Source organism: Mesorhizobium sp. LSHC420B00 (assembly GCF_000503055.1).
In the GTDB taxonomy this organism is placed as follows: Bacteria; Pseudomonadota; Alphaproteobacteria; order Rhizobiales; family Rhizobiaceae; genus Mesorhizobium.
The window spans coordinates 258532-280725 of sequence record NZ_AYVY01000009.1 but is presented as its reverse complement, the minus strand read 5'-3'; the positions used below and the strand labels follow the sequence as shown (position 1 = coordinate 280725).

The following is a 22194-nucleotide window of genomic DNA, read 5'->3' as shown; positions in this document are numbered from 1 at the left end:
TTCTGTGCTCACGCTTGTCGCCGCTTCGCGGCTCGCTCCGGACGTCGCGCTTGTGGCTTCGGCCCGTGGCGTGAATGGTCGCGCGGCTATTTCAGCAGGCGATCATATTCGGAATGGGTGCCTATCCAGAACCAGACCACGTCATCGTGGTCGCGAACAGCTACGGCGCGGTAATTGACATCAACCCGCGCCGACCAACAGCGCCCGACCTGTTTGAAAAGCAACGACGGGTGGAACGGCCCAGAATTCAGTTTGGCGAAACGTCTGTTCGCCTTTGCTTTGATCAACGAGGGCAGTTTTGCGTAAGCCTCCCAAAACGAGGGAGTGGCAAAATGCTTCACAGCGGCCGAGTCCGGCCGGCCCGATGATCAGCCAAGGCCTGCTCGGCAAGCCTGTCCAGCCTGCCGGCCTTGGCGTCGGCTTCGAACTGACGGTCCCACATGTCGGCCTGCAGCGCCTCGAACCATGCGGCAAACGCCTTGAGCTCTTCGGGGTTTAGTTCGGCGACGGATTTCTCAATCTGTTCAAGCTTGCTCATGGGTTGATGATACCATGACCGGGGTAAAAACACCACAAAGTGGTCCCATAGGACCAAGGCGGTGGTTCATCGGAATCCAGACAGCAAAAAGGCGGGACAAAATCCCGCCTTCCCATGCTTGGTAGCCTGATCGGGAGCGTTTTGGCCGGGCCGGCAGCAATCTGCTGCGTCGACTTGTCGGGGTCTTTCGCTCCGGCGCGCTTCTCGCGCGACCGCCAGTACATCCGTGACTTGCCGCGCGCCCCGGGCTATCGCCCGGCGCGCACCATTCGCAAAATCAGGCTGCCTTGCTCAGAGATCCAGCGGACGACTTGCCAGTGCGGCGGTCCTGCTCGATCTCGAAGTTGATCTTCTGGCCTTCGACCAGGGTCGACAGTCCAGCGCGCTCGACTGCGGAGATGTGAACGAAAACGTCCGCGCCGCCGCTGTCAGGCTGGATGAAGCCAAAACCCTTGGTGGAATTAAACCACTTGACCGTACCTGTTGCCATTTCGATAGTCCTTTACGTTTGCTTTAGTTTGACTGGACCGAAACCCAGCCGGTTTGTATCGAGATTTTGGAGATAGAACGTCAGCAAACGCGAATATCGCGAGGCCCGGATCGATCGGCCGAAATATCAATGGACCGCATATAATATGCTTCCGCACAAAAAACAAGACGGGGCGGAAAATGGCGCCGCGGCAACGCTGCCCAACGGCCGCCCCAATCGCGTGAGAGCGTCGTCGTTGCGCGCCTGACGCGAGAGGATCGCGCCGGCTTCAGGCGCGACCGGGTTTGGGGAGAGGGCCATGAAAATCGTTCTACTTGCCGCTTGCCTGACGCTGGTGGCCGCCGAGGCGCAGGCGGTCTCGCGCTACGACCCGACCCGCATGAGCTGCGGCAAGGTGCAGGCGACGATCGCGCGCGAGGGTGCGGTTATCCTGCGCTACAGATCGGCGCGCGTGCCGGGGCTGGCGCTCTACGACCGCTATGTGCGGAGCCAGCAATTTTGCGACATCGGCGAGGTCAGGGCGCGGGCCTCGGTGCCGAGTGCCGACACGAATTCCTGCACCGTCTACAAATGCAAGCGGGTGGAGATCGATCGGCGCTTCCGCCGGCGCCTGCTTCCGGATTAGGGGCGGTTGGCGTGCAGGGTGTCGGCCTCACCTGAATATCGACATACCTAAAACCCGAACGACACCTGCGCGGGCGGCGGCGGGCCAACCCGCACGCCTTCCATGGCCAACATCTTTTCCTTGGTGGCCGAGCCGCCGGGCGCGGAAAATCCGCCGATCTTGCCACCGGCGGCAAGGATGCGATGGCAAGGGATGACCAGCGGCACCGGGTTGGCGCCGAGCGCCGCGCCCGTCTCACGCGCGAGCCCGGCATGGCCAGCGCGTTTGGCCAGTTCGCCATAGGTGGTGGTTTCGCCGAAGGCGAGCTTTCGCGCCGCGTCATAAATCGCCAGGCGGAACTCGTCGACGCCGCTGAGATCGACCGGCACGCCGGAGAAATCGATATCCTCGCCGGCGGCATAGGCCTTGATCGAGGCGATCAGCTCCGTAACCCATTGCGGCTCGGGCTTGGCTGCCTGGTCGGCGGCGGCATGGCGCAGCAGCCGGCGCTCCACCGCGTCGCGATTGCGCTGCGGCAGGCAGAGCCGGGTCAGCCCTGCATCGCTCCAGGCTATGCCCATGAAGCCGAGCACGGTTTCGAAGACCGCGTGGCCGGCGGTGGCATGAGATGCATTCATGGCGTGCTCCTTCCGGAATCCCTCGAAGTACAAATCCAGAACAATATCGCATTTCCCGGCCCGGCTCGCCACCCGAAAACCACCGTCTCCCGCGGATTGCCGGGGGAAAGATGCTGGTGTAAGGACTTCTTAACACCCGACGAACCGGACCCGAGCGCCGCTTGCCAGCAAAATTCCTCTTTCCCGTCCTTGCGGCGGTGTTGGCCGTGGCCGCTCTCAGCGGTTGCACCTCGACTTCGCCGGTGACCTCGGCGCCCGCCTTCACGGAAAACTCTGCCAACACCGATGCCGGCTTCACGCTGGCGCTGCCCGACACGGTTTCGGTCCTGCCGGAACCGTCCGGCCTCACCCAGACGGCAGCGCTGCCGGTCGAGCCGGCCGCCGCCTTTGCCGGGCCGCCGCCGCTGGCGGCTTCTGCGCCAGCCGTCATGACGGCCGATGCCCAGCCAGCCATCGCAACGGCCGCTGTCGCCATGCCGGTCACCGAACAGACCGCCGCCATGCCCGGCGTTCAGCCGGTTTCGTACACCGTGCCGCAGAACCCGGCCGCTCTGGCCGCGACCGACCTGGCAGAGGGCCAGTCGAACGCCGGCGGCCGCAGCGAGATCGAGCGGCTGATCGAGAAATATTCCGCGCTTTACCAGGTGCCGGTCGATCTGGTGCGCAGCGTCGTCAACCGCGAGAGCACCTTCAACCCGAAAGCCTACAATCGCGGCCATTGGGGGCTGATGCAGATCAAGCACGCGACGGCGCGCGGCATGGGCTATAACGGGCCGGCGAGCGGCCTGTTCGACGCCGAGACCAATCTTAAATATGCGGTGAAATATCTGCGCGGCGCCTGGCTGGTCTCAGGCGGCAACCCCAAGCGCGCCGACCGGCTCTACCAGAGCGGCTATTATTACGACGCCAAACGCAGGGGGATGCTGGGCGAAACCGGCCTCGGCAGCGACCGCCTGCGCCGCCGCATGCAGCCCGATGCCTGAGCCGCGTCCGCCGGCGCCAAACGAAATAAGACTGCGCAAGGTCCTCGACGACACGCTTCTGGCGCCGCGCTGGCCAGAAGGTTTTTTCATGCGCGGCTTCGAAGCCGCCGATGCGCTTGCTCTGCATGCGCTGTTGACCGCGGTGTTCGACGACGGCGCCGACGGGCCGTTCGACGAATGGTGGCCGCGCATTTCGGGCGACGCCGAATTCGATCCCGCTTTGTGTTTCCTGGTCATCGACCGCAAGGGCCGGCTGGCGGGCGCGGCACTCTGCTGGACGCGGGCTTTCGTCAAGGACCTTGCCGTCCATCCCGAGGCGCGCGGCAAGGGCATCGCCGAGGCGCTGATGCGGCACGCCTTTGCGGTGTTTCAGGCAAGGGGCGCGGTGCATGTCGACCTCAAGACCAACACGGTCGAGAACGCCGCCGCCGTCAGGCTCTATCAGCGGCTGGGGATGGTCGAGGTGGATTGGGCGGGGTGAGAGGTCGGGGCAAGCGCCTCGGTAAGTGCGGCGATGCTCAGCAGAGGCTCCGACGCTCGAAGGTAACGGCATGGATCCTAGGGTCTCCGCGACGTCGCTTCGCTCCTGCTCCGCCCTAGGATGACGAAGGTACAGTGCATAAGGCCAATCGCGGACGTTGGAGATTGGCTGGAAACCTCCCCTCGCTTCGTCATCCTAGGGCGGAGCGAACGCGAAGCGGAGCGCAGACCCTAGGATCCATGCCGTTACCATGGCTGTGGAGCGCAGCGCCCCAAAAGGCCCTCATGTGATTTGACGCTGCCGCGCGCTGACCTACCCTCTAATGCCGGAACCGAGGAGACGAGCGATGCAGTCACCTTTCAACCGGAGCGTCGCGCTGGCCGCGGCGGTGATCTTGGCCGCCGCCACCGCAGCCTATGCCCATCATGGCTGGTCGTGGACGCAGGACGGGTTTTTCGAACTCAAGGGCCGGATCACGGCCATCTATATCGGCAATCCGCACGCCACGCTGGATGTCGACGCCGAGGGAGCGGTCTGGCGGGTGGAGATGGCTCCGCCCTCCCGCACCATTGCCGCCGGCTTCACGGAAGGTGTTGCCAAGGTCGGCGACGAGGTGACCGCGATCGGCCACCGCTCGCGCGACGAGAGCGAAAAGCGCATGAAGGCAGTCCGCATCATCGTCGGCGGCAAGACCTATGATGTCTATCCCGACCGCGTGCCGCCGGCCTGAATGGACGGGTTTTTCGCCGGCATCGAGCAACTCGCGCTTGTGCGGGGACTGAAGGCCTCCTTCGTCGCCTACCCCATTGTCAACGCGCTGCACATCATGTCGATCGGCGCGCTGCTGACCAGCGTCTGGCTGATGGACCTCAGGATCCTGGGCGCCTTCCGCTCACTGCCGCAGCCGGCGTTCGTGGCGCTGCTGCGCCGCACCGCATTGGGCGCGTTCGGCGGTGCGCTGGTCACGGGCTCGCTGCTGTTTTCAGTCAGGGCGAGCGAATATGCGGCGATGCCGATCTTCCTCGCCAAGATGACACTCATCCTCCTCGCCGGCGCCAATTTCCTCGTCTTCATGCGCCGCGCAAAAGGCGGTGACGAGCCGGCTGGTGGGGTCGCCATCGTCCTGGCGGCGCTTTCGCTGGTGTTGTGGACGTCCGTGCTGTTTGCGGGGCGGTTTATTGGTTTTCTCGGCTAGTCCAACTGATCGGGGTGGGACAGCAGGCGGCTGAGCTGTTTTTATTTACGCGCTGGGATCATATGGTGCCTAGAGAAAAGCGGCAATTTCTGCTTGTGTTTCAAGTGAATTCCTCCTCAGATCTCGCCCGGGGATACGGAGGGTGAGTCATTGAGCAAATTGCCGAAGAGATTTGTCCTTTTGCGCTTGCTTGGATTGGCGGTGTTTGCCTTGCTGGCGACAATTGCACCCCGCCTTGCCGTCGCGGAATCATCCGACATCCCTATGGCGGTGGTCGGGCCGATGACCGGAGATTGGGCCGTCTATGGCGAGGAGATGCGGCGTGGTGCCCAACTGGCAGCGGACGATATCAACGGTGAGGGCGGCATCGGTGGGCGGAAGATAACACTCACATTTCTTGATGACGAGGGCAGGCCGGACGCGGCAATTTCCGTCGCTAGGAAGCTGGCAAAAGGCGGTGTTCGCTTCGTCATTGGCCACTACAATTCCGGCGCTTCAATCCCGGCTTCGATCATCTACGCGAAGAACAACACGTTGATGGTGAGTCCGGCATCGACGAATCCTGCACTCACCGACGCCAAGCTATGGAACACCATCCGTACGGCGGGACGAGACGATGTGCAGGGCACATTTGCTGGCGAGTATATGGCAGGACACTTTTCCGCAAGAAATCTGGCGATTGTGAGCGACGGCACACCTTATGGCGATGGCTTAGCCGCAAAAGCGAGAAAGGCATTGTTGGCCAAGCGCCGACCCGAAAAGCTGTTCAGTAGGATTGAGCCTGGACAAGCCAACTTCTCCAGACTCGTCGCCAAGATCGAGGCCGCAAAGATCGGAGCGGTCTTTTTCGCGGGGCTCGCCGATGATTTCGGGCGGCTTATTCGGGAAACCAGCGAGGCCGGATTGAAAGTCCAGTTCATTTCCGGGGACGGGGCTATGGTCAAAGATCTGTCGGCAATAGCGGGGCCGGCAGTTGAAGGCACCCTGATCATGTTTTCATTCGAGGACCGTGATAACCCAGCCGCACAGGACGTCGTCAGGCGCTTTCGATCGCAAGGTTTCGAGCCGGAAGCCTATACGTTGAAGACTTACGCGGCTGTTCAAGTGATCGCCAATGGTATCAAAATGGCTGGAGTCCAGGCACCAAGGGCTGTTGCTGCTTCCATAAGATCAGGCCAGCCGATCCCTACCGTGGTTGGCGATCTGACGTTCGATGCAAAAGGCGATCGGCGTGAGCGTGACGTGAGGATGTATGTTTGGAGGAAGCAAGCCGACCGCCGTTTCATGCTGGATGCGGCGGATTAATCGTTTGTCGGTATCAGCGCTGAGCGGATAGTGGCAGGTTCACAAGCGCCGGCGGGACAGCGCCCCCCTCTGGCCTGCCGGCCATCTCCCCCACAAGGAGGGAGATTGGCTAATCGCCCTAGGCAAAATACTCCTGCAGCGGTCTCACCTCGAGGCTTCCCGCCCGCAGCGCCGCAATCGCCTCAGCCACCGCAGCCGCGCCCGACAGCGTCGTGTAATACGGCACCTTCTGCATCAGCGTGGCGCGGCGGAGCGACTTCGAGTCCGAGACCGCCTTCTGGCCGTCCGTGGTGTTGAAGACGATCTGCACCTGGCGGTTGCGGATGGCGTCCTCGATGTGCGGGCGGCCTTCCAGCACCTTGTTGATTTTCTCGGCGGCGACGCCGTTTTCGGCGAGGAAGCGGGCGGTGCCTGACGTGGCGAGCACCTTGAAGCCCTGGCCGGCAAGGCGCTTGACCGCCGGCAGGATGCCCTTCTTGTCCTCATCGCGCACCGAGACGAACAGCGTGCCCGCGCGGGGGAGATCAACACCCGCGCCGAGCTGGCTCTTGGCGAAGGCAAGCGCGAAATCGCGGTCGAGGCCCATGACCTCGCCGGTCGAGCGCATTTCCGGGCCGAGCAAGATGTCGACGCCGGGGAAGCGGGCGAAGGGGAACACCGCTTCCTTGACCGCGATGTGGCCGGGATTGCGCGGGTCGGGCATGGCGCCGTAATGGGCGAAGGCGTCTTCCAGGCTTTCGCCGGCCATGATGCGGGCGGCAATTTTGGCGATCGGCCGCCCGATGGTCTTGGCGACGAACGGCACGGTGCGCGACGCGCGCGGGTTGACCTCCAGCACATAGACGGTGCCGTCCTTGATCGCATATTGCACGTTCATCAGGCCGCCGACATTGAGCGCGCGGGCAAGGGCTGCCGTCTGGCGCTCGAGCTCGTCGACCAGTTCCGAGGGCAGCGAGTGCACCGGCAGGGAGCAGGCACTGTCGCCGGAATGGATGCCGGCCTCCTCGATGTGCTCCAGGATGCCGGAGACGTAGGTCGACTTGCCGTCGCAGAGGCAATCGACATCGACCTCGATGGCGCCTGACAGATAGGTGTCGAACAGCAGCGGGTTCTTGCCGAGCAGCGTGTTGATCTGGCCGGTCTTGTCGTTGGGGTATTTCTGCTTGATGTCCTCCGGAACTAGGCCGGGCACGGTGTCGAGCAGATAGGATTGCAGCATGCTCTCGTCGTGGATGATCTGCATGGCACGGCCGCCGAGCACATAGGACGGGCGCACCACCAGCGGGAAGCCGAGTTCGCCGGCGACTAGGCGGGCCTGCTCGACCGAGTAGGCGATGCCGTTCTTCGGCTGGCTGAGGCCGAGCTTGTGCAAGAGCTTCTGGAAGCGGTCGCGGTCTTCGGCGAGGTCGATCATGTCGGGCGAAGTGCCGAGGATCGGGATGCCGGCCTTTTCCAGCGCATCCGCCAGCTTCAGCGGCGTCTGGCCGCCGAACTGGACGATGACGCCGACCAGCTCGCCCGACGCCTGTTCGGCGCGCAGGATCTCCAGCACGTCCTCCGGCGTCAGCGGCTCGAAATAGAGCCGGTCGGAGGTGTCGTAGTCGGTCGACACGGTCTCCGGGTTGCAGTTGATCATGATCGCCTCGAAGCCGGCGTCGCGCAGCGCGAAGGCGGCGTGGCAGCAGCAATAGTCGAACTCGATGCCCTGGCCGATGCGGTTGGGGCCGCCGCCGAGGATAACGACCTTTTTGCGCGACGATACCTGAGCCTCGTTGGCGAGCGCGCCGGCGAACGGCACCTCATAGGTCGAGTACATATAGGCGGTGGGCGAAGCGAACTCGGCGGCGCAAGTGTCGATGCGCTTGTAAACCGGATGAACGTCGAGTTTTTCGCGAATTTTTTGGATCTCTTCGACGTCCTTCCTCACCAGGGATGCGAGGCGGGCGTCGGAAAAACCCATCGCCTTCAGCATACGCAGATTGGCGGCGTCCTGCGGGATGCCGTGCTCGCGGATGCGCGCCTCCATGTCGAGGATGCCGGCGATCTGCTCGAGGAACCACGGGTCGATCTTGCACATTGCGTGCACGTCTTCCAGCGAGGTGCCCATGCGGATCGCCTGCGCCACCATGCGCAGCCGGTCGGGCGTTGGCGTGCCCAGAGCGGCGCGGATAGCGTTGCGGTCATCGACATGGCTGGCCGGCGCGTTCCCATGGCCGATGCCGGGGATCTCTATCTCGTCGAGGCCGGTGAGGCCGGTTTCCAGTCCACGCAATGCCTTCTGCAGCGATTCCTGGAAGGTGCGGCCGATGGCCATGACCTCGCCGACCGATTTCATCGAGGTGGTCAGCACCGGCTCGGCGCCGGGAAACTTCTCGAAGGCAAAGCGCGGGATCTTGGTCACGACATAATCGATGCTCGGCTCGAACGAGGCCGGCGTCGCGCCGCCGGTGATGTCGTTCTCCAGCTCGTCCAGCGTGTAGCCGACGGCGAGCTTGGCCGCGATCTTGGCGATCGGGAAGCCGGTCGCCTTGGAGGCCAGCGCAGACGAGCGCGAGACGCGCGGGTTCATCTCGATGACTACCAGGCGGCCGTCGGCCGGGTTGACGGCGAACTGGACGTTGGAGCCGCCGGTCTCGACGCCGATCTCGCGCAGCACCGCGATCGAGGCGTTGCGCATCATCTGGTATTCCTTATCGGTCAGCGTCAGCGCCGGGGCGACGGTGATCGAGTCTCCCGTATGCACGCCCATCGGGTCGATATTCTCGATCGAGCAGACGATGATGCAATTGTCGGCCTTGTCGCGGACGACCTCCATCTCATACTCCTTCCAGCCGAGCACGCTCTCCTCGATCAGCACTTCGGTGGTCGGCNTCGTAGAATTCGGCGCGGTTGTAGGCGATGCCGCCGCCGGTGCCGCCCATGGTGAAGGACGGGCGAATGATGGCGGGCAGGCCGACATGGTCGAGCGCTTGTGCTGCAATCGCCATGCCGTGGCTGATGTAGCGCTGCTTGCGGTCGCCTTCGCCGAGATTCCAGCTGGTCTCCAGCGCGTCGAGCGCGGCGTCGAGGTTTTCGGGCTTCTCGGCCTTCAGCGCGGCGCGCTCGGCCTCGTGCGTCTTGCGGTCGGCGTTCTTGACGTCGGTGGCGTTGGCCAGCATCGACTTCGGCGTTTCCAGGCCGATCTTGTTCATCGCCTCGCGAAACAAAGCGCGGTCCTCGGCCTTGTCGATGGCCGTGGCGTCGGCGCCGATCATCTCGACATTATAGCGGTCGAGCACGCCCATGCGGCGCAGCGACAGAGCGGTGTTGAGCGCGGTCTGGCCGCCCATGGTCGGCAGCAGCGCGTCCGGCCGCTCCTTGGCGATGATCTTGGCCACAACTTCCGGCGTGATCGGCTCGATATAGGTGGCGTCGGCCAGCTCCGGATCGGTCATGATGGTGGCCGGATTGGAGTTGACCAGGATGACGCGAAAACCCTCTTCCTTCAGCGCCTTGCAGGCCTGGGTGCCGGAATAGTCGAACTCGCAGGCCTGGCCGATAACGATGGGGCCGGCCCCGATGATCAGGATCGACTTGATGTCGGTGCGTCTTGGCATGTCGAGGGTCCGTTCGGCGGGCGGCTTGCACAAAAAGCCGGACGGGATGACCCGGCCGGTTGTGCTCGCGATTCTGGTATCAGGCTAGGAGGGCCTTATAGGGAAGAGTTTTGCCGGATGTAACCCCCTAAAATGCGAGTAGGGGAGTAGGGCAGTAGGGCAGTAGGGCAGTAGGGCAGTAGGGCAGTAGGTTCGAGCGCCCTTTAAACATATTGCCCTACTGCCCTACTGCCTTATTCCCTTACCACTATCCCCCAACGCCAAAGCATCCGTAATCTCGAAACGCTCGGAAGCACCGATGCGGATCATGTTCAGGCTGCCTTCGCGGGTGAAGCGGAATTCGCCGGGTGCGTCCGCACCGGCCGGCTTGCCGGCCCGGAAGCTGATGATGCGCGTGCCGCCATCGGGCCAGGTCACGGTCACGTCGATTTTGTCGCCGGTGCGCACGACCGCCGCCTTGCAACTGGTCATCGGCTGGCCGAGATAGCGCGCGCAGGGGATGGCGTTGCCGGTCCCAGGGACCGGTGTCCCCGGCGGCTGTAGCCGCGCAACGGTCTGTGCGTCGGGCGGAGGCGCCGCGTTGGCCGCGCCGAAATTCTGGACGGGGTCGGCAGCCGCGGGCGCCGATCCATCAACCTGTCCAGTCGAGGGGTTTCCAGCGGCCAGGGCCAGGCGGTAAGCATCCTCGATCGCCACCCTGCCGATTGCGTCAGCGGAGCTCAGCGCCGTTTCGGGAGCGGTCGCGCCGAGGCGCGTTGTCAGATCGGGTAGCGGTTGGGAGGCAGGGCTCTCCGTATTGGCCGTCGCCTGGGGTGTCACTTGCTGGGGATTGATAGGGTCGAGGTAGCGCGCGGGCGCCCATCCGCTCAGCTTGGGGTCGTCAATGTCTTCAACCTTGCACCACCGATGGCCGCTGACGTCGCCGCAGCCGAGATTTTTGACGCTCGAACCAATCGGCAGCCGCGCCTCGATCTTGCCCATCGCCGATGCCGTGGCGCGCACGTTCAGGAGATCACCCGGAGCGAGACCAGTCACAATCGAGATGATGGGCTCCGGCTCCTGGGCACTGGCCGGCGGGCCCGCCAACATCAGCGGAGCGGCAATCAGCGCAAGCAGCGGGGATCGGAGTGTTATTGTGCGCCTAATCATCTGCCATGGGCGGTAGGTTGCATTGCCGAAGGCGCGGCCAGGCACGGAAACGCCATCGCACGCCAGCCGGTTTTTATAGGCGACGAGGCGGCGCTGCGTAAGCCCGAAAATGAGTAAGGTGCCGCGTGTTGAATCGCGGAGCAAGCCACTTTCGTGAACTAAAAGCCGGCAAAATATTGCACATTTCATGTAAATATGCACTCTCTCAAGTAAGGTTGAGGAGGGCAATATGGTCGACCTTGAAATTTTTGCGCAGGTGGAAAACATAGTTCGCCAGCGTATCAAGAAAACGCGCGCGGAAATTGAGGCTTCACTTGGTCACATCGCCAACGGCAATCCGCTGGCCGCCGAACAGACCCTCTCCAGGCGACTCGACAGATTGCAGGTAAAAGCGTCGCTCAGCCGCACCGAAGCGGAGATGATATCGGCAGCAATCGACATGAGGTCTGCCGGGGAGAGAAAGGCCGCCGCCAAACAGCCAGGACCGGAGGCAATTCTCGGCCCAACGCTCGATTTCATCGGTGTCGCATTTCTGGAGCGTGGGCGCCGTGTGGCCGATGCGGTCGGCCGCGTTGCCTTTCTCAACGGCAATCCACAAGGATCGGGTTTTCTGGTCGGGCCAAGGCTGTTCCTCACAAACAACCATGTGATTTCGTCGCCGGCAGATTCCCGGCGCTTCCAGGTCCAGTTCGATTATGAGCAGGACGGTGCGAATGCCGTGCGCACGCCGACGACGTTCCTGCTCGATCCTGAATTCTGTTTCGTGACCGATAGCATAGAGGGTCTGGACTATACGCTGATCGGGGTCGGTGAGCGGCGTTCCGGCCCAAAGGAACTGGAGGAGTTCGGTTTTATCTCGCTGTCGGACGCGCGCGACAAGCATATGCTTGGCGAAATCGCCAACATCGTTCAGCACCCCGATGGCCGCTTCAAGGAACTGGTGCTGCGTGAAAACCGGCTGGTGGCCCGCGACGAAACGGTTCAAGTGCTGCACTATGTTGCCGATACCGAACAGGGTTCCTCCGGTTCACCGGTTTTCAACAATGAATGGGAGCCAATTGCCCTGCACCATTGGGCAGGGCCATTCCACGAGGTGACGGGCATAGGTGGCTATGCGCTGACGCGCGAGATCAACGAAGGCATAAGGATCAGCGCCATCGTTGACGATCTGGGCGCTAGAAAGTCCAGGCTGCCGGGCTCCTCGGCATCGGCGGTTTCGCAAGCTCTGGCGATTTGGGCCGGCACGCCGCGCATGATGGACGAGACAGTTCGGCTGAACGCCGACATTCGCGAAGATGTGCTGGACAAGTCGGTGCAGCGGCCGGAACCGGATGACAATCCACCGGCGACGAGACACAACGCCGATGGCTCGGTCACCTGGACTTTTCCCGTCGAGATAAATGTCCGGGCGCCCTTGATCGACCGCGACGGAGGCGATGCAAGACGAAACGACGGCAAAGGCCCGGCAAGCGAACCCGCGAAGGTGGCCATCGCCGAGGCCGCGGGTTGGAAAACGGAGGATTTCGACGATCGCGGAGGGTATGAACCCGGCTTCATAGCGGGCTTTGTCCTGCCAATGCCGACGGTTGCCAATTCACCCTACCGGTTGGCCAAAAACCTCCTTGCCAAACCGGGCGAGGACCCACACGAATTGCGCTATCATCATTTTTCGATCTTGATGAACGCCGATCGCAGGCTTGCCTTCGTCACAGCCTGCAATATCGATGGATCCCGCACCAAGGCGGTCAATCGTGAGGACAAGACCGTCATCGACAACCCGTCGCTTGTCGAATTGGGGGTAGAGTCGATTTCCGGTTCGGAAGCCAGCGACGCTTTCCGGCCCGACCGTCGCATCGACCCTGGCGAGCAGATGACCCAGGAATTCTATTCGAGCCAGAATGTGCCTGGATTTCCCGTCCCAAAATCCAAGGAACGAATAGCTCGAATGTTCCAGAAGGGCCATATTACGCTTCGCGGCGACCCTGCATGGGGAGTGGATCAGGAGGCGGTCGCGGCAGAACGGGACACGTTCTTCTATCCCAATGCTGCGCCGCAAGTCGGCTTTTTCAATCAGGGAAGCTCGCTTGACCATCCCGGCTCCAAGGGGAAACTGAGATGGCGCGCGGTGGAAACCTATGTGCTGCGCAACGCCTATACGACGCGAGGCCGTGTCACGGTGTTTGCAGGCCCAGTGTTCCGCGAGGACGATCCTCCTTACCGCTTCGACAGCCATATTCCGCTCAAGTTCTGGAAGATCGCGCTGTGGTCCGATCAAACTGGCCTGCGCGCCATCGCGCTGCTGGCGGACCAGAAGCCGGTTTTGGAAGTGATGCCCGAAGCGTTCGGTGGGCGTGCCGAGGCATTCGACGACCCGCTTGAAATTGCCAGGGTATCGGAGTTCCTTTCGACGGTGGCCGAGATTGAAGAACTGACCGGCCTGAACTTTGGCCAGCAGGTGCGCGACGCCGACATTCGGGCCGGATCCGAATCGGCTCCTGCACAGACTTTCAACCCAACGCAACTGGCGCCCAAGACCTCACGGCCAAAGGCTTCATCGGCCAAGACTTCGGCGGCCAAGACTTCGGCGGCCAGAACCCGACGTCCTGCCAGGCGATCGAAGCGATCCGCGTCCGACAAGTGAAGATTGGACCGGTCGCGGCCATCGAGGCTGCTTGCCTGCCGCTCGAAGGCGGTCATCCGTTCAGCCTGGCATGAGCAAGCTCAGCCCGGCATGAAGCCGGTGCGCAGCGCGTGAGCCCATTCGGGCCGTCCAGCCTGCTCGGCCCGACGCGCCGCCCCCTCGTGGTCATAGTCGACGGCGATGGCCTCGAAACGATCGGGATGCAGGTCGATGATGCCGTAGCGGGCGTGCGGCGAGCCTTGTTCGGAGACATGCGCCGGCGGCGTATCGTCGTGATAGGCCGGGCAACCGATGCTGCCTGGATTGAAAATGACCGGACCGCCGGGAATGCGGACCAGCTCGCTACGATGGCTGTGGCCGCAAAGCATGATGCGGCAGGCGGGATCGATCGCGCCGAGTCGCCGTTCGATGGCGGCCAGTGGGGCGCGCACCAGCCGGCCGTCGACTATCGCGTCAGCCAGGTATTTTTCATCGTGGTCGGGCCGGGCATGGAAGGCGAGCACGCCAGGCGCCACCTCCAGCGTGACGGGCAGCGCGAACAGCGCCTCGCGCTGGGCTGCCGTCAGCCGTTCATGCGCGTAGCGGTCGGAAGGCCACATGGTCTCGTCGGCGGTGTCGTAGGCAACGCGGCGGTCGTGGTTGCCGCGCACCGTCGGCAGGTCGAGTGCCTCGAGCCGCTCCATGGTCTCGCGCGGCCACAGCGGGCCGGAAACGCAATCGCCGAGATTGACGATGAGGTCGGCGCCGCCGCGTCGCCGCAGATCATCGAGCACGGCGTCGAGCGCCAGGACATTGCCGTGGATGTCGGCGAGGACGGCGATGCGCATGGCAGGCTCCGTTTGTTGGAATGGCTGGAGGACAATTATCTTCCTCACCTCGCGAAGCGGGCGAGAGCGGAATGCAGCTTCGGGGTCGCTCTAGGCGCGGACTTCGATCTCATGGCCGCCGACCGCCGGCAACGATGCATCGTCGCCGGCCGCGGCAATCACGCTGTCGAGCAGGCCCGGGAAGCGGCGGTCGAGATCGTCACGGCGCAGCGTGATCAGCCGGCTGGTGCCAACCGCCTCGGTGCGGGTAACGCCGGCCTCACGCAGCTTGGCCAAATGGTAGCTCAGATTGGTCTTCGAGCAGAGGTCGAGGAACCGGCTGCAATTCAGCGGCACGCCCTCCTTGCTCGCGAGATAGCGCACGATGGCCAGTCGCGTCGGGTCGCCGAGCACGGCAAGCACGTTCGGCAGGCTGATCTGGTCGGCGGTGGGATGGGGCAAGGTCATGACCAGGAATTAAGCACATTCGGGGCCGATTTCAACGCATCTGATCCTTCGCGGTTCTGGTGGTATTCGGGCCTGTCCTGACACAGGGCTGTCAGTAGGGTTCGATTAGTCTGCACAAGCTCATTGACATCATGCCCTGTTATGTCCAATTGTTCAATGACCTTTGAACTAAGGAAATTGCCATGGATAAGCGCCTCATCTGGCTTGCGCTCGGATCATTCACGATTTCGACCGAAGGTTTCGTCATCTCCAGCCTTTTGCCCGACATTGCAAAGGATGCCGCCATCTCCGTTCCGCTCGCCGGCACGCTGATCACGGCGTTTGCGCTCGCCTATGCGATCGGCACGCCGATCCTGGCAACGCTGACTGGCGAATGGGACCGGCGCCGCGTCATCCTGTGGACGCTGGTGTTCTTCGTGTTGGGCAACGTCGCCGCGGCGCTGAGTTCCTCCTTCGAATTGCTGTTGATCGCGCGCATCGTCATGGCGCTGTCGTCAGGCCTGTTCGCGGCGACCGCGCAGGGAACGGCCGTTGCGCTTGTCGACGATCATCACCGCGCCCGCGCCATTGCCGTGGTCGTCGGCGGCACCACGGTTGCGGTGGCGGTCGGCGCGCCGCTTGGCGCGCTTGTTGCGACGGTTGCCGGCTGGCGCGGCACCTTCTTTGCCATTGCCGGCCTTGGCGCGCTCGCCGGCGCGATCCTGTGGTACCGGCTGCCGCGCGGCATCGTCGGCACCAGGCTACCGCTCCGGATGCGGCTGGCAGCGGCACTCCGCCCCGGCGTCATGCCCATCCTGGTGACGACGATCCTGGCACTGATCGGCGCCTTCACTGTCTTTGCCTTTGTCGCGCCGCTCGCCATCGAAGGCGGCGGCCTGAGCCCGATCGCGCTACCCGGAATGCTGCTCGCCTTCGGCGTTGGCGCGGTCATCGGCAATATCGGCGGTGGGCAGGCCGCCGACCGTTTCGGCGCGACGCGCACCGTCTGCTGGTCACTGGCGCTGAGTGCCGCCATGCTGGTCACGTTTTCGCTGATCCCGACATTCCTGCCGCGCGAGATCGCCGGGCCGGCACTGATGGCCATGATGGTGCCGTGGGGCATCGTCGGCTGGGCATTCCCGCCGGCGCAAGCCAGCCGCATCATCAAGCTGGCGCCCGATGCCGCGCCCATCGTGCTGTCGCTGAACGCTTCGGCACTCTATCTCGGCGTCGCACTGGGTGCCGTGGTTGGCGCCGCGGTGCTGCGCTATGGCGCACCGGCCGACCTCGGCGTGGTCGCGGCGGCATTCCCGATCATTGGTTTGGGCGTGATGCTGGCGGGACACCTGGCCGCACGTCCGGTGGCGATGCCGGCCGAATAAGGCTTGTTAGCAAAGCTTGGCTGCCGGCCGCCGATAATTCAACTCGCGGCCGGCCCTGCGTCAAAATCCAACGCGGCGATTTCGTCCAGCGCCGCTCGCAGGCTTGCCGCCTGCTCTTTTCCAAACATCTCCTCGAAGCGCTGCTGGGCGACTTGCCACAGCTTCAGAGCTTCTTCGAGCTTGGTCCGGCCCTGCGGTGTCAGCCTGACGCGCCTGATGCGGCGGTCGGCAGGGTCGGCGAAGGCCTCGACATAACCGTCCCGGATCAGCGGCTTCAGCGTATGACCGAGGGCCGACAGGTCCATGACGAGGGCCGCGGCAATGGCACCCATCGTCGGTTCATTGCCGACGTGGATTTGATAGAGCAGGCCCTGCTGCGTGGCCTTAATGCCCGAGGGTGCGAGCACATCGTCATAGAACTGGCCGAGTTTCCGCGTCGCGCGGCGCAGCATGGCGTTGTTGCAAAACACCAGGCCGGGCAGGGTGGTTCGGGACATTGGCGGATTTCCGATGAGGGGACCGGAAGGGACCCTTGATGCGAACCAGAAATAGTCCTTACTCCGCGGATTGACAAGATGGTGGCATATGCCTACGTACGAATAGTGGCATATGCCTTTAATTAGCCTGCCGGTCGAAGCAAGGGTGTTGCCCTGCGGCACCGGCATTGGAATCGAACCAGAAGGAACAAGACAATGAGCGAACAGAACAAAGGCACGGCGGTCGTCACCGGTGCCTCGTCGGGCATCGGCGCGATCTATGCGGACCGGCTCGCCGGCCAAGGTTACGATCTGGTGCTGGTGGCGCGGCGCGCCGACCGGTTGGAGGAATTGGCGGAGAGGCTCCGCTACGCGTATGGCATCAAGGTCAGCGTCATCAGCGCCGACTTGGCCGACGACGCCGATCTGCGACGGGTCGAACAGGCGATATCAACCGACGACAGCGTGACGCTGCTGGTCAACAATGCCGGCCTTGGCGGCGCGCAGGTGGTGGCAACGGCCGACGCCGATGTCGCCGAGCGCATGATCAAGGTCAATGTGGTGGCGCTGACCCGGCTGACGCGCGCGGTGCTGCCGGGACTATTGGCGCGCAACCGCGGCGCCATCGTCAACATCGCCTCGGTGCTGGCCTTCGACACCTCGTTCGGCGGCATCTATAGCGGCACCAAGGCCTATGTCGTCAACTTCACCGAGGCCCTGCAGCGGGAAGTCGCCGACAGCAGTGTAGCCGTACAGGTCGTGCTGCCGGGGGCTACGCGGACCGAGTTCTGGGAAGTCGCCGGAAGCGATATTGCCAATGTGCCCCAAGAGATTGTCATGACTGCGGACGATCTGGTCGATGCCGCGCTTGCCGGCCTGGCCAAGGGTGAAGCGTTCACGGCACCGGGTCTTGCCGATGTTGCCGGGGTGGATGCCTTTCTTGGCGTCCGACAAGGCTTCTTCGGTAGCCTGCTGGCCGGCAAGCCGGCGGCACGCTACGCTGCCTGAAATAACTGGTCTTACGCTGTCCGCCACATCGGAATGATCGAGGCGGCCAGCAGCAAGCCAAGCACGGCGTTGAGGATGCGCCACTGCCGCTCGGTTCGCAGCAACCGGGCGAGCAGCGTGCCCGCCACGCACCACGCCGCCAGCGATAGCGCCGCGGCAAGGCCGAAGACCGTGCCGAGCAGCAAGGCGAGCTGCAGTGGCCCGCTGGCGAGCGCGGCAAAAGATGCCGCCGCTCCCAGCCCCATGGCCCAGCCCTTTGGGTTCATCCATTGCAGGCCGGCGCCGCCCAAAAAGCTGTTCGGCTTTGCCATGGTCACGTCCAGATTGGGCGGGCCGCTGCGGCCGATCTTGAGGGCAAGCCATACCAGATAGAGGGTACCGGCTATTTTCATTGCCAGTTGCAAAGAAGGGGCGGCGGCCAGCAGACCGGCGAGCCCGGCAGCACCTGCCGCAGCCACCGTGGCCAGGCCGGCCGCACTTCCGGCCATCAGCGGTATAGAGCGGCGAAAGCCGAACTGCGCGCCGGACGCCGTCGACAAGGTCGTGGCCATGCCGGGCGTTGAGGTTGAGACCAGCGCGAACAGCACGAGGGGAAGGATGGTTTCAAGCATGCTGCTTCCTTTGAAGCCTGCACGGTAGGTCTTTTGGCTCATCAGTAAATGCAATGTTTGCGATGGTCGCTATTAAGAAGCATAATAGTCAGATGGCTCGCAATCTCGATACCGCCTTGATCCGAACCTTCGTCACCGTTGCCGATAAGGCCAGCATGACGGCAGCAGCGAATGCGCTGCATTTGACGCAAGGTGCCGTCAGCCAGCAGATCAAGCGTTTGGAAGAGGTTCTCGGCTGCAGGCTGTTCGAGCGCGACCGGCGTGGATTGCGGTTGACCCGATCCGGCGAGCGATTATTCGGCAAGGGCAAGCGCCTGCTTTCCCTCAATGACGAGATCCTGGCGGAGATGGCGGGCGATGCGGTTGCCGGTCAGGTGCGGCTTGGCGTGCCGTATGACCTTGTCGGCACCTTGCTTGCGCCGGTGCTCAAGGCCTATGCCGAGGCGTATCCGCAGGTCGAGATTTCGCTGATCTGTGCTTCGTCGCCGGAGTTGGCTGCGGCCTTGGCGGCCGGCACGATAGAGCTCGCGGTGATCGAGGAGCCGATCGGTCGGTCGGCCGGCGAATGCCTTGTTGTCGACCGGCTGGTTTGGGTCGGCGCCAAAGGCGGCGGGGCTCGCAGCAAGCGCCCCTTGCCGGTTTCGATGGTGGCCGAGACCTGTGCGTTCCGCCCGGTGGTGCTGGAGGCGCTTAACGAGCACGGGCTGGAATGGCGCACCGTATTCGAAAACGGCAGCATCGACGCGACGACAGCGACGGTGCGTTCGGACTTGGCCGTCACCACCTGGTTGGCATCGACCGTGCCTGCCGACCTTGATATTTTGGCCAACGATCCGGAACTGCCGTCATTGCCGAATTTTTCGATCAATCTGCATTTGCCGAAGCACGGCCTTGCGCCGGCTGCACTGGCGTTCGCAGGCCACCTCCGCGATGGGTTGGCACGGCGACGGGAGGCGGCTTAGAAAACAGCAAAAAGGACGGCCAGTGTTCAGCCGTCCTTGATCGCCTCGGCAGCCTCTATTTCCAGTTCTTGCGCCGCTCGATCTCGGCTTCGGACGGCTGCTCCGTGGCAAAGGACCCGGTCTTGATCTCGCCGGAGCGTTCATAGCTCGCCATGATGACACCGGTGGTCGATGCCTGCGAGCGGGTCAGCTTGAAGGCGGCAGGTATTGTGCCGCTGCCGAACAGTTTTTTGCCCTTGCCCAGCACCAGCGGGAAAATCAGCAGGCTGATCTCGTCGATCAGGTCATTGGCGAGCAAGGTCTGGATCAGTTCGCTCGATCCCTGAATGAGCAGGTCCGGGCCGTCCTCCTGCTTCATCCGGCGCAATGTCGCCACGACGTCGCTGCCGAGCGGCTGGCTGTTTTGCCAGGACAGCGTATCTGGCCTGTGCGTCGCCACATATTTGGTGACGGCGTTGAAGCTGTCGGCGATCGGGTCATTCTTCTGATAAGGCCAGTGGGCGGCGAAGATGTCGTAGGTTTTGCGGCCGAGAAGCAGCGCGAACGGTTTTGAAAACGTCTCGCCCATGGAGGCGCCCATCACATCGTCCCAGTAGTGGAACGTCCAGCCGCCGAACTTGAAGCCGCCGACCGGGTCCTCGTGCGGGCCGCCGGGCGCTTGCATGACGCCGTCGAGGCTGACGAATGTTGCGGCAATGATCTTCCTCATTGGAGCTCCCTTTCCCTGATCCGTGCCGTCATGGCCGGACTTCGAGCCAAGGACGGGCGAACGGACATTTGTCCGACAGCGGCCGGCAAATTTCCAGGGCTGGAAGGGCGGATGACTGCCGACCTTAGTTGCGTCAGTTTGGAGCAGACGCTCAGCCCAGACCGACGACCGTATCGTAGAGCAGCTTGAAGTTGAGCACCAGGATGAGGGCGGCAACCACCCAGGCCAGCACGGCGACGGCGCGGGAAATGGCGAAATTGCCCATTTTGCGCTTGTCCGAGACGAACTGCACCAGCGGGACGACCGCGAAGGGAAGCTGCATCGACAGGATCACCTGGCTGAAGACCAGCAACTGGCCGGTGCCCTTCTCGCCATAGAGGGCGGTGACGACCACCACCGGGATGATGGCGATGCCGCGCGTCAGCAGGCGGCGCGCCCATTGCGGGATGCGCAGCCGCAAGAAGCCTTCCATCACGATCTGGCCGGCCAGCGTCGCCGTCACCGTCGAGTTCAGGCCGGAGGCAAGCAGCGCCACGGCAAACAGAATGGAAGCAATGCCGAGGCCGAGTAGCGGCGACAGCAGCTCGAAGGCCTGGCCGATCTCGGCGACGTCATGATGACCGGTGCCGTGGAACGCCACCGCCGACACGATCAGGATGGAAGCATTGACGAACAGCGCCAGTATCAGCGCGATGGTCGAGTCGGTCGTCGCCCATTTGATGGCGTCNACGATCGAGGAGTGCAGGTAGAGATTGTGCGGCATCACCGTGGCGCCGATGATGCCGATGGCAATGTAAAGCATCGCCGGATTGGTGACGATCTCGGACGACGGCACGAACATGGCGTGCAGGATGGAGCCGACCGGCGGCGCGGCGGCAAAGATCTGAATGGCGAAGCAGCCGAAGATGATAATCAAAAGCGCTATGATGAAGGCCTCGAGGAAACGGAAGCCCTTGTTCATCAGCAACAACAGCAGGAAGGCATCGAGCGCGGTGATGATGGCGCCGCCGATCAGCGGAATCCCGAACAGCAGTTGCAAGGCGATCGCCGTGCCAATGACCTCGGCCAGGTCGCACGCTATGATGGCCAGTTCGCAAGCGACCCACAGCATGAAATTGACCGGCCGCGGGTAATAGGCGCGGCACGCCTGCGCAAGGTCACGGCCGGTGGCGATGCCGAGCCGGGCGGCGAGCGCCTGCAGCAGGATCGCCATCAGGTTCGACAACATGATAATGAATAGCAGCGTGTAACCGAACTGGGCACCGCCGGCGAGGTCGGTCGCCCAATTGCCCGGATCCATGTAGCCGACCGAAACCATGTAGCCCGGCCCCACGAAGGCGAACAGCCGGCGAAGCCAGATCCCCGAGTGCGGCACCGCGATCGTTGCGTTGACTTCGCGAAGGCTGGGCTGCTCGTCGTCTTCCGGGCGGGCAAATCGCCACATGGATCGGGGGGCTGAGGTGGCTTCGGCTTCCGACATGAAATGGCTTTCCACTGGAACGATCGATGTTGTCTCCTTATCTATGCCACGGCTGAACATTATGCAATATGCTATATTTCATTGTTCATGCTTTTTCGTGTGCCCACTTGACGGTGCGACCGGAACGGCAGTGAACGCCGGTTGCGCCGGCCACCGAATGGAAATAAACGGCCAGAACCAATAGGGTTCCGTGTTATGACTGCAATGCCGATTCAAACTGCCGGGAGGAGCGCGTATTGGCGCTGAAGAAAAGACCGGTTCCTCGCGAAAAGCCGCTGCCTGACGCAGAAATCCACTCGGAAGGGTTCCGGCAGACGCGTGAAGCGCGCCGCAGCGCGCTGGTCGAGGATTATGTCGAGCTCATCGCCGACCTGATCGAGGACGGCAACGAGGCGCGCCAGGTCGACATCGCGGCACGGCTCGGCGTCGCCCAGCCGACGGTGGCGAAAATGCTGACGCGGCTGTGCGCAGACGGGCTGGTCTCCCGGAAACCCTATCGCGGCGTGTTCCTGACCGATGCCGGGCGGAAGGTTGCGGAAGAGAGCCGCATTCGCCACCAGACGGTCGAGGCTTTCCTGCGCTCGCTCGGCGTCAGCGCCGAGACGGCGCGCATCGACGCCGAAGGCATCGAGCACCATGTCAGCGCCGAGACGCTCGAAGCCTTTCGCAAGGCAATAATCGCCGCCCGCTGAT

At 63.2% G+C, this 22194-nt stretch carries 22 protein-coding genes and 1 pseudogene; 11 read left to right on the top strand and 12 right to left on the bottom strand.

Translation table 11 applies throughout. The features are described 5' to 3' along the window. Positions 1–86 precede the first annotated feature (86 nt). The 3 genes from X760_RS55440 to X760_RS55430 all read right to left on the bottom strand — a co-directional run bounded on the left by X760_RS55440 (position 87) and on the right by X760_RS55430 (position 1028). Entirely contained in the window at positions 87–341 is a 255-nt protein-coding gene (locus X760_RS55440; protein WP_023719372.1) for a hypothetical protein, read from the bottom strand. Beyond that, a complete protein-coding gene (locus X760_RS55435) occupies positions 338–538 on the bottom strand; it encodes a hypothetical protein (protein ID WP_023719371.1) in 201 nt (66 codons plus the stop codon). The genes X760_RS55440 and X760_RS55435 overlap by 4 nt, the downstream gene beginning before the upstream one ends. Positions 539–815: 277 nt before the next feature. Beyond that, positions 816–1028 carry a cold-shock protein gene (locus X760_RS55430; protein ID WP_023678332.1) on the bottom strand — a complete coding sequence of 71 codons (213 nt, stop codon included), beginning with the start codon at positions 1026–1028 and terminating at the stop codon, positions 816–818. 298 nt (positions 1029–1326) lie between these two features. Here X760_RS55430 and X760_RS55425 point away from each other — a divergent pair, with 298 nt between their 5' ends. After that, positions 1327–1653, top strand: a complete 327-nt coding sequence (locus X760_RS55425) for a hypothetical protein (protein WP_023719370.1) — start codon at positions 1327–1329, stop codon at positions 1651–1653. Positions 1654–1700: 47 nt separating this feature from the next. Here the strand turns inward: X760_RS55425 and X760_RS55420 are convergent, their stop codons facing one another. Then, a complete protein-coding gene (locus X760_RS55420; protein ID WP_023719369.1) occupies positions 1701–2270 on the bottom strand; it encodes a methylated-DNA--[protein]-cysteine S-methyltransferase in 570 nt (189 codons plus the stop codon). A 161-nt stretch (positions 2271–2431) separates the two neighbouring features. On the opposite strand from X760_RS55420, the gene X760_RS55415 reads away from it, so the two are divergent. The 5 genes from X760_RS55415 (at position 2432) to X760_RS55395 (ending at position 6234) form a co-directional block, all read left to right on the top strand. After that, the gene (locus X760_RS55415; protein ID WP_023719368.1) at positions 2432–3253 is read left to right on the top strand and encodes a lytic transglycosylase domain-containing protein; all 822 of its coding nucleotides are present in this window, start codon (positions 2432–2434) and stop codon (positions 3251–3253) included. Beyond that, the gene (locus X760_RS55410; protein WP_023719367.1) at positions 3246–3734 is read left to right on the top strand and encodes a GNAT family N-acetyltransferase; all 489 of its coding nucleotides are present in this window, start codon (positions 3246–3248) and stop codon (positions 3732–3734) included. Before X760_RS55415 ends, X760_RS55410 begins: the two co-directional genes overlap by 8 nt. 346 nt (positions 3735–4080) lie before the next feature. Further along, entirely contained in the window at positions 4081–4464 is a 384-nt protein-coding gene (locus X760_RS55405; protein WP_023719366.1) for a DUF6152 family protein, read from the top strand. Beyond that, on the top strand, positions 4465–4929 hold the full coding sequence (locus X760_RS55400; RefSeq protein WP_023719365.1) for a hypothetical protein: 465 nt from the start codon (positions 4465–4467) through the stop codon (positions 4927–4929). A 150-nt stretch (positions 4930–5079) separates the two neighbouring features. Further along, complete coding sequence (locus X760_RS55395; RefSeq protein WP_051409674.1) at positions 5080–6234, top strand: branched-chain amino acid ABC transporter substrate-binding protein; 1155 nt, start codon at positions 5080–5082, stop codon at positions 6232–6234. A gap of 118 nt (positions 6235–6352) precedes the next feature. Here X760_RS55395 and carB read toward each other — a convergent pair. Then, positions 6353–9830: pseudogene (gene carB, locus X760_RS55390) on the bottom strand (carbamoyl-phosphate synthase large subunit). Between the two features lie 225 nt (positions 9831–10055). Further along, positions 10056–11123 (bottom strand): SH3 domain-containing protein, encoded by a 1068-nt coding sequence (locus X760_RS55385; RefSeq protein ID WP_348633221.1) that lies wholly within the window; start codon positions 11121–11123, stop codon positions 10056–10058. An 85-nt stretch (positions 11124–11208) separates the two neighbouring features. Between X760_RS55385 and X760_RS73725 the strand changes: the two genes are divergently transcribed. Next, positions 11209–13620, top strand: a complete 2412-nt coding sequence (locus X760_RS73725) for a DNA/RNA non-specific endonuclease (protein WP_023719362.1) — start codon at positions 11209–11211, stop codon at positions 13618–13620. A gap of 80 nt (positions 13621–13700) precedes the next feature. Here the strand turns inward: X760_RS73725 and X760_RS55380 are convergent, their stop codons facing one another. Together X760_RS55380 and X760_RS55375 are read right to left on the bottom strand one after the other, a co-directional pair. Beyond that, entirely contained in the window at positions 13701–14447 is a 747-nt protein-coding gene (locus tag X760_RS55380) for a metallophosphoesterase family protein (RefSeq protein ID WP_023719361.1), read from the bottom strand. Between the two features lie 90 nt (positions 14448–14537). After that, positions 14538–14894, bottom strand: a complete 357-nt coding sequence (locus X760_RS55375; protein ID WP_023719360.1) for a helix-turn-helix transcriptional regulator — start codon at positions 14892–14894, stop codon at positions 14538–14540. A 182-nt stretch (positions 14895–15076) separates the two neighbouring features. Between X760_RS55375 and X760_RS55370 the strand changes: the two genes are divergently transcribed. Beyond that, positions 15077–16255, top strand: a complete 1179-nt coding sequence (locus X760_RS55370) for an MFS transporter (RefSeq protein WP_023719359.1) — start codon at positions 15077–15079, stop codon at positions 16253–16255. 38 nt (positions 16256–16293) lie between these two features. Here the strand turns inward: X760_RS55370 and X760_RS55365 are convergent, their stop codons facing one another. Beyond that, entirely contained in the window at positions 16294–16752 is a 459-nt protein-coding gene (locus tag X760_RS55365; protein WP_023719358.1) for a MarR family winged helix-turn-helix transcriptional regulator, read from the bottom strand. 195 nt (positions 16753–16947) lie between these two features. On the opposite strand from X760_RS55365, the gene X760_RS55360 reads away from it, so the two are divergent. Beyond that, on the top strand, positions 16948–17739 hold the full coding sequence (locus X760_RS55360; RefSeq protein ID WP_023719357.1) for an SDR family oxidoreductase: 792 nt from the start codon (positions 16948–16950) through the stop codon (positions 17737–17739). A gap of 11 nt (positions 17740–17750) precedes the next feature. Here X760_RS55360 and X760_RS55355 read toward each other — a convergent pair whose 3' ends face one another. Then, positions 17751–18350: a LysE family translocator gene (locus X760_RS55355; RefSeq protein ID WP_023719356.1), complete on the bottom strand. Its 600-nt coding sequence runs from the start codon at positions 18348–18350 to the stop codon at positions 17751–17753. A 92-nt stretch (positions 18351–18442) separates the two neighbouring features. Between X760_RS55355 and X760_RS55350 the strand changes: the two genes are divergently transcribed. Next, positions 18443–19312: a LysR family transcriptional regulator gene (locus X760_RS55350; protein ID WP_023719355.1), complete on the top strand. Its 870-nt coding sequence runs from the start codon at positions 18443–18445 to the stop codon at positions 19310–19312. Between the two features lie 55 nt (positions 19313–19367). Here X760_RS55350 and X760_RS55345 read toward each other — a convergent pair whose 3' ends face one another. Further along, the gene (locus tag X760_RS55345; RefSeq protein WP_023719354.1) at positions 19368–20021 is read right to left on the bottom strand and encodes a dihydrofolate reductase family protein; all 654 of its coding nucleotides are present in this window, start codon (positions 20019–20021) and stop codon (positions 19368–19370) included. 151 nt (positions 20022–20172) lie between these two features. Further along, the gene (locus X760_RS55340; RefSeq protein ID WP_023719353.1) at positions 20173–21501 is read right to left on the bottom strand and encodes an Nramp family divalent metal transporter; all 1329 of its coding nucleotides are present in this window, start codon (positions 21499–21501) and stop codon (positions 20173–20175) included. A gap of 236 nt (positions 21502–21737) precedes the next feature. Between X760_RS55340 and mntR the strand changes: the two genes are divergently transcribed. Beyond that, entirely contained in the window at positions 21738–22193 is a 456-nt protein-coding gene (gene mntR, locus X760_RS55335) for a manganese-binding transcriptional regulator MntR (RefSeq protein WP_023678308.1), read from the top strand. The last annotated feature ends 1 nt before the right edge of the window (position 22194 follow it).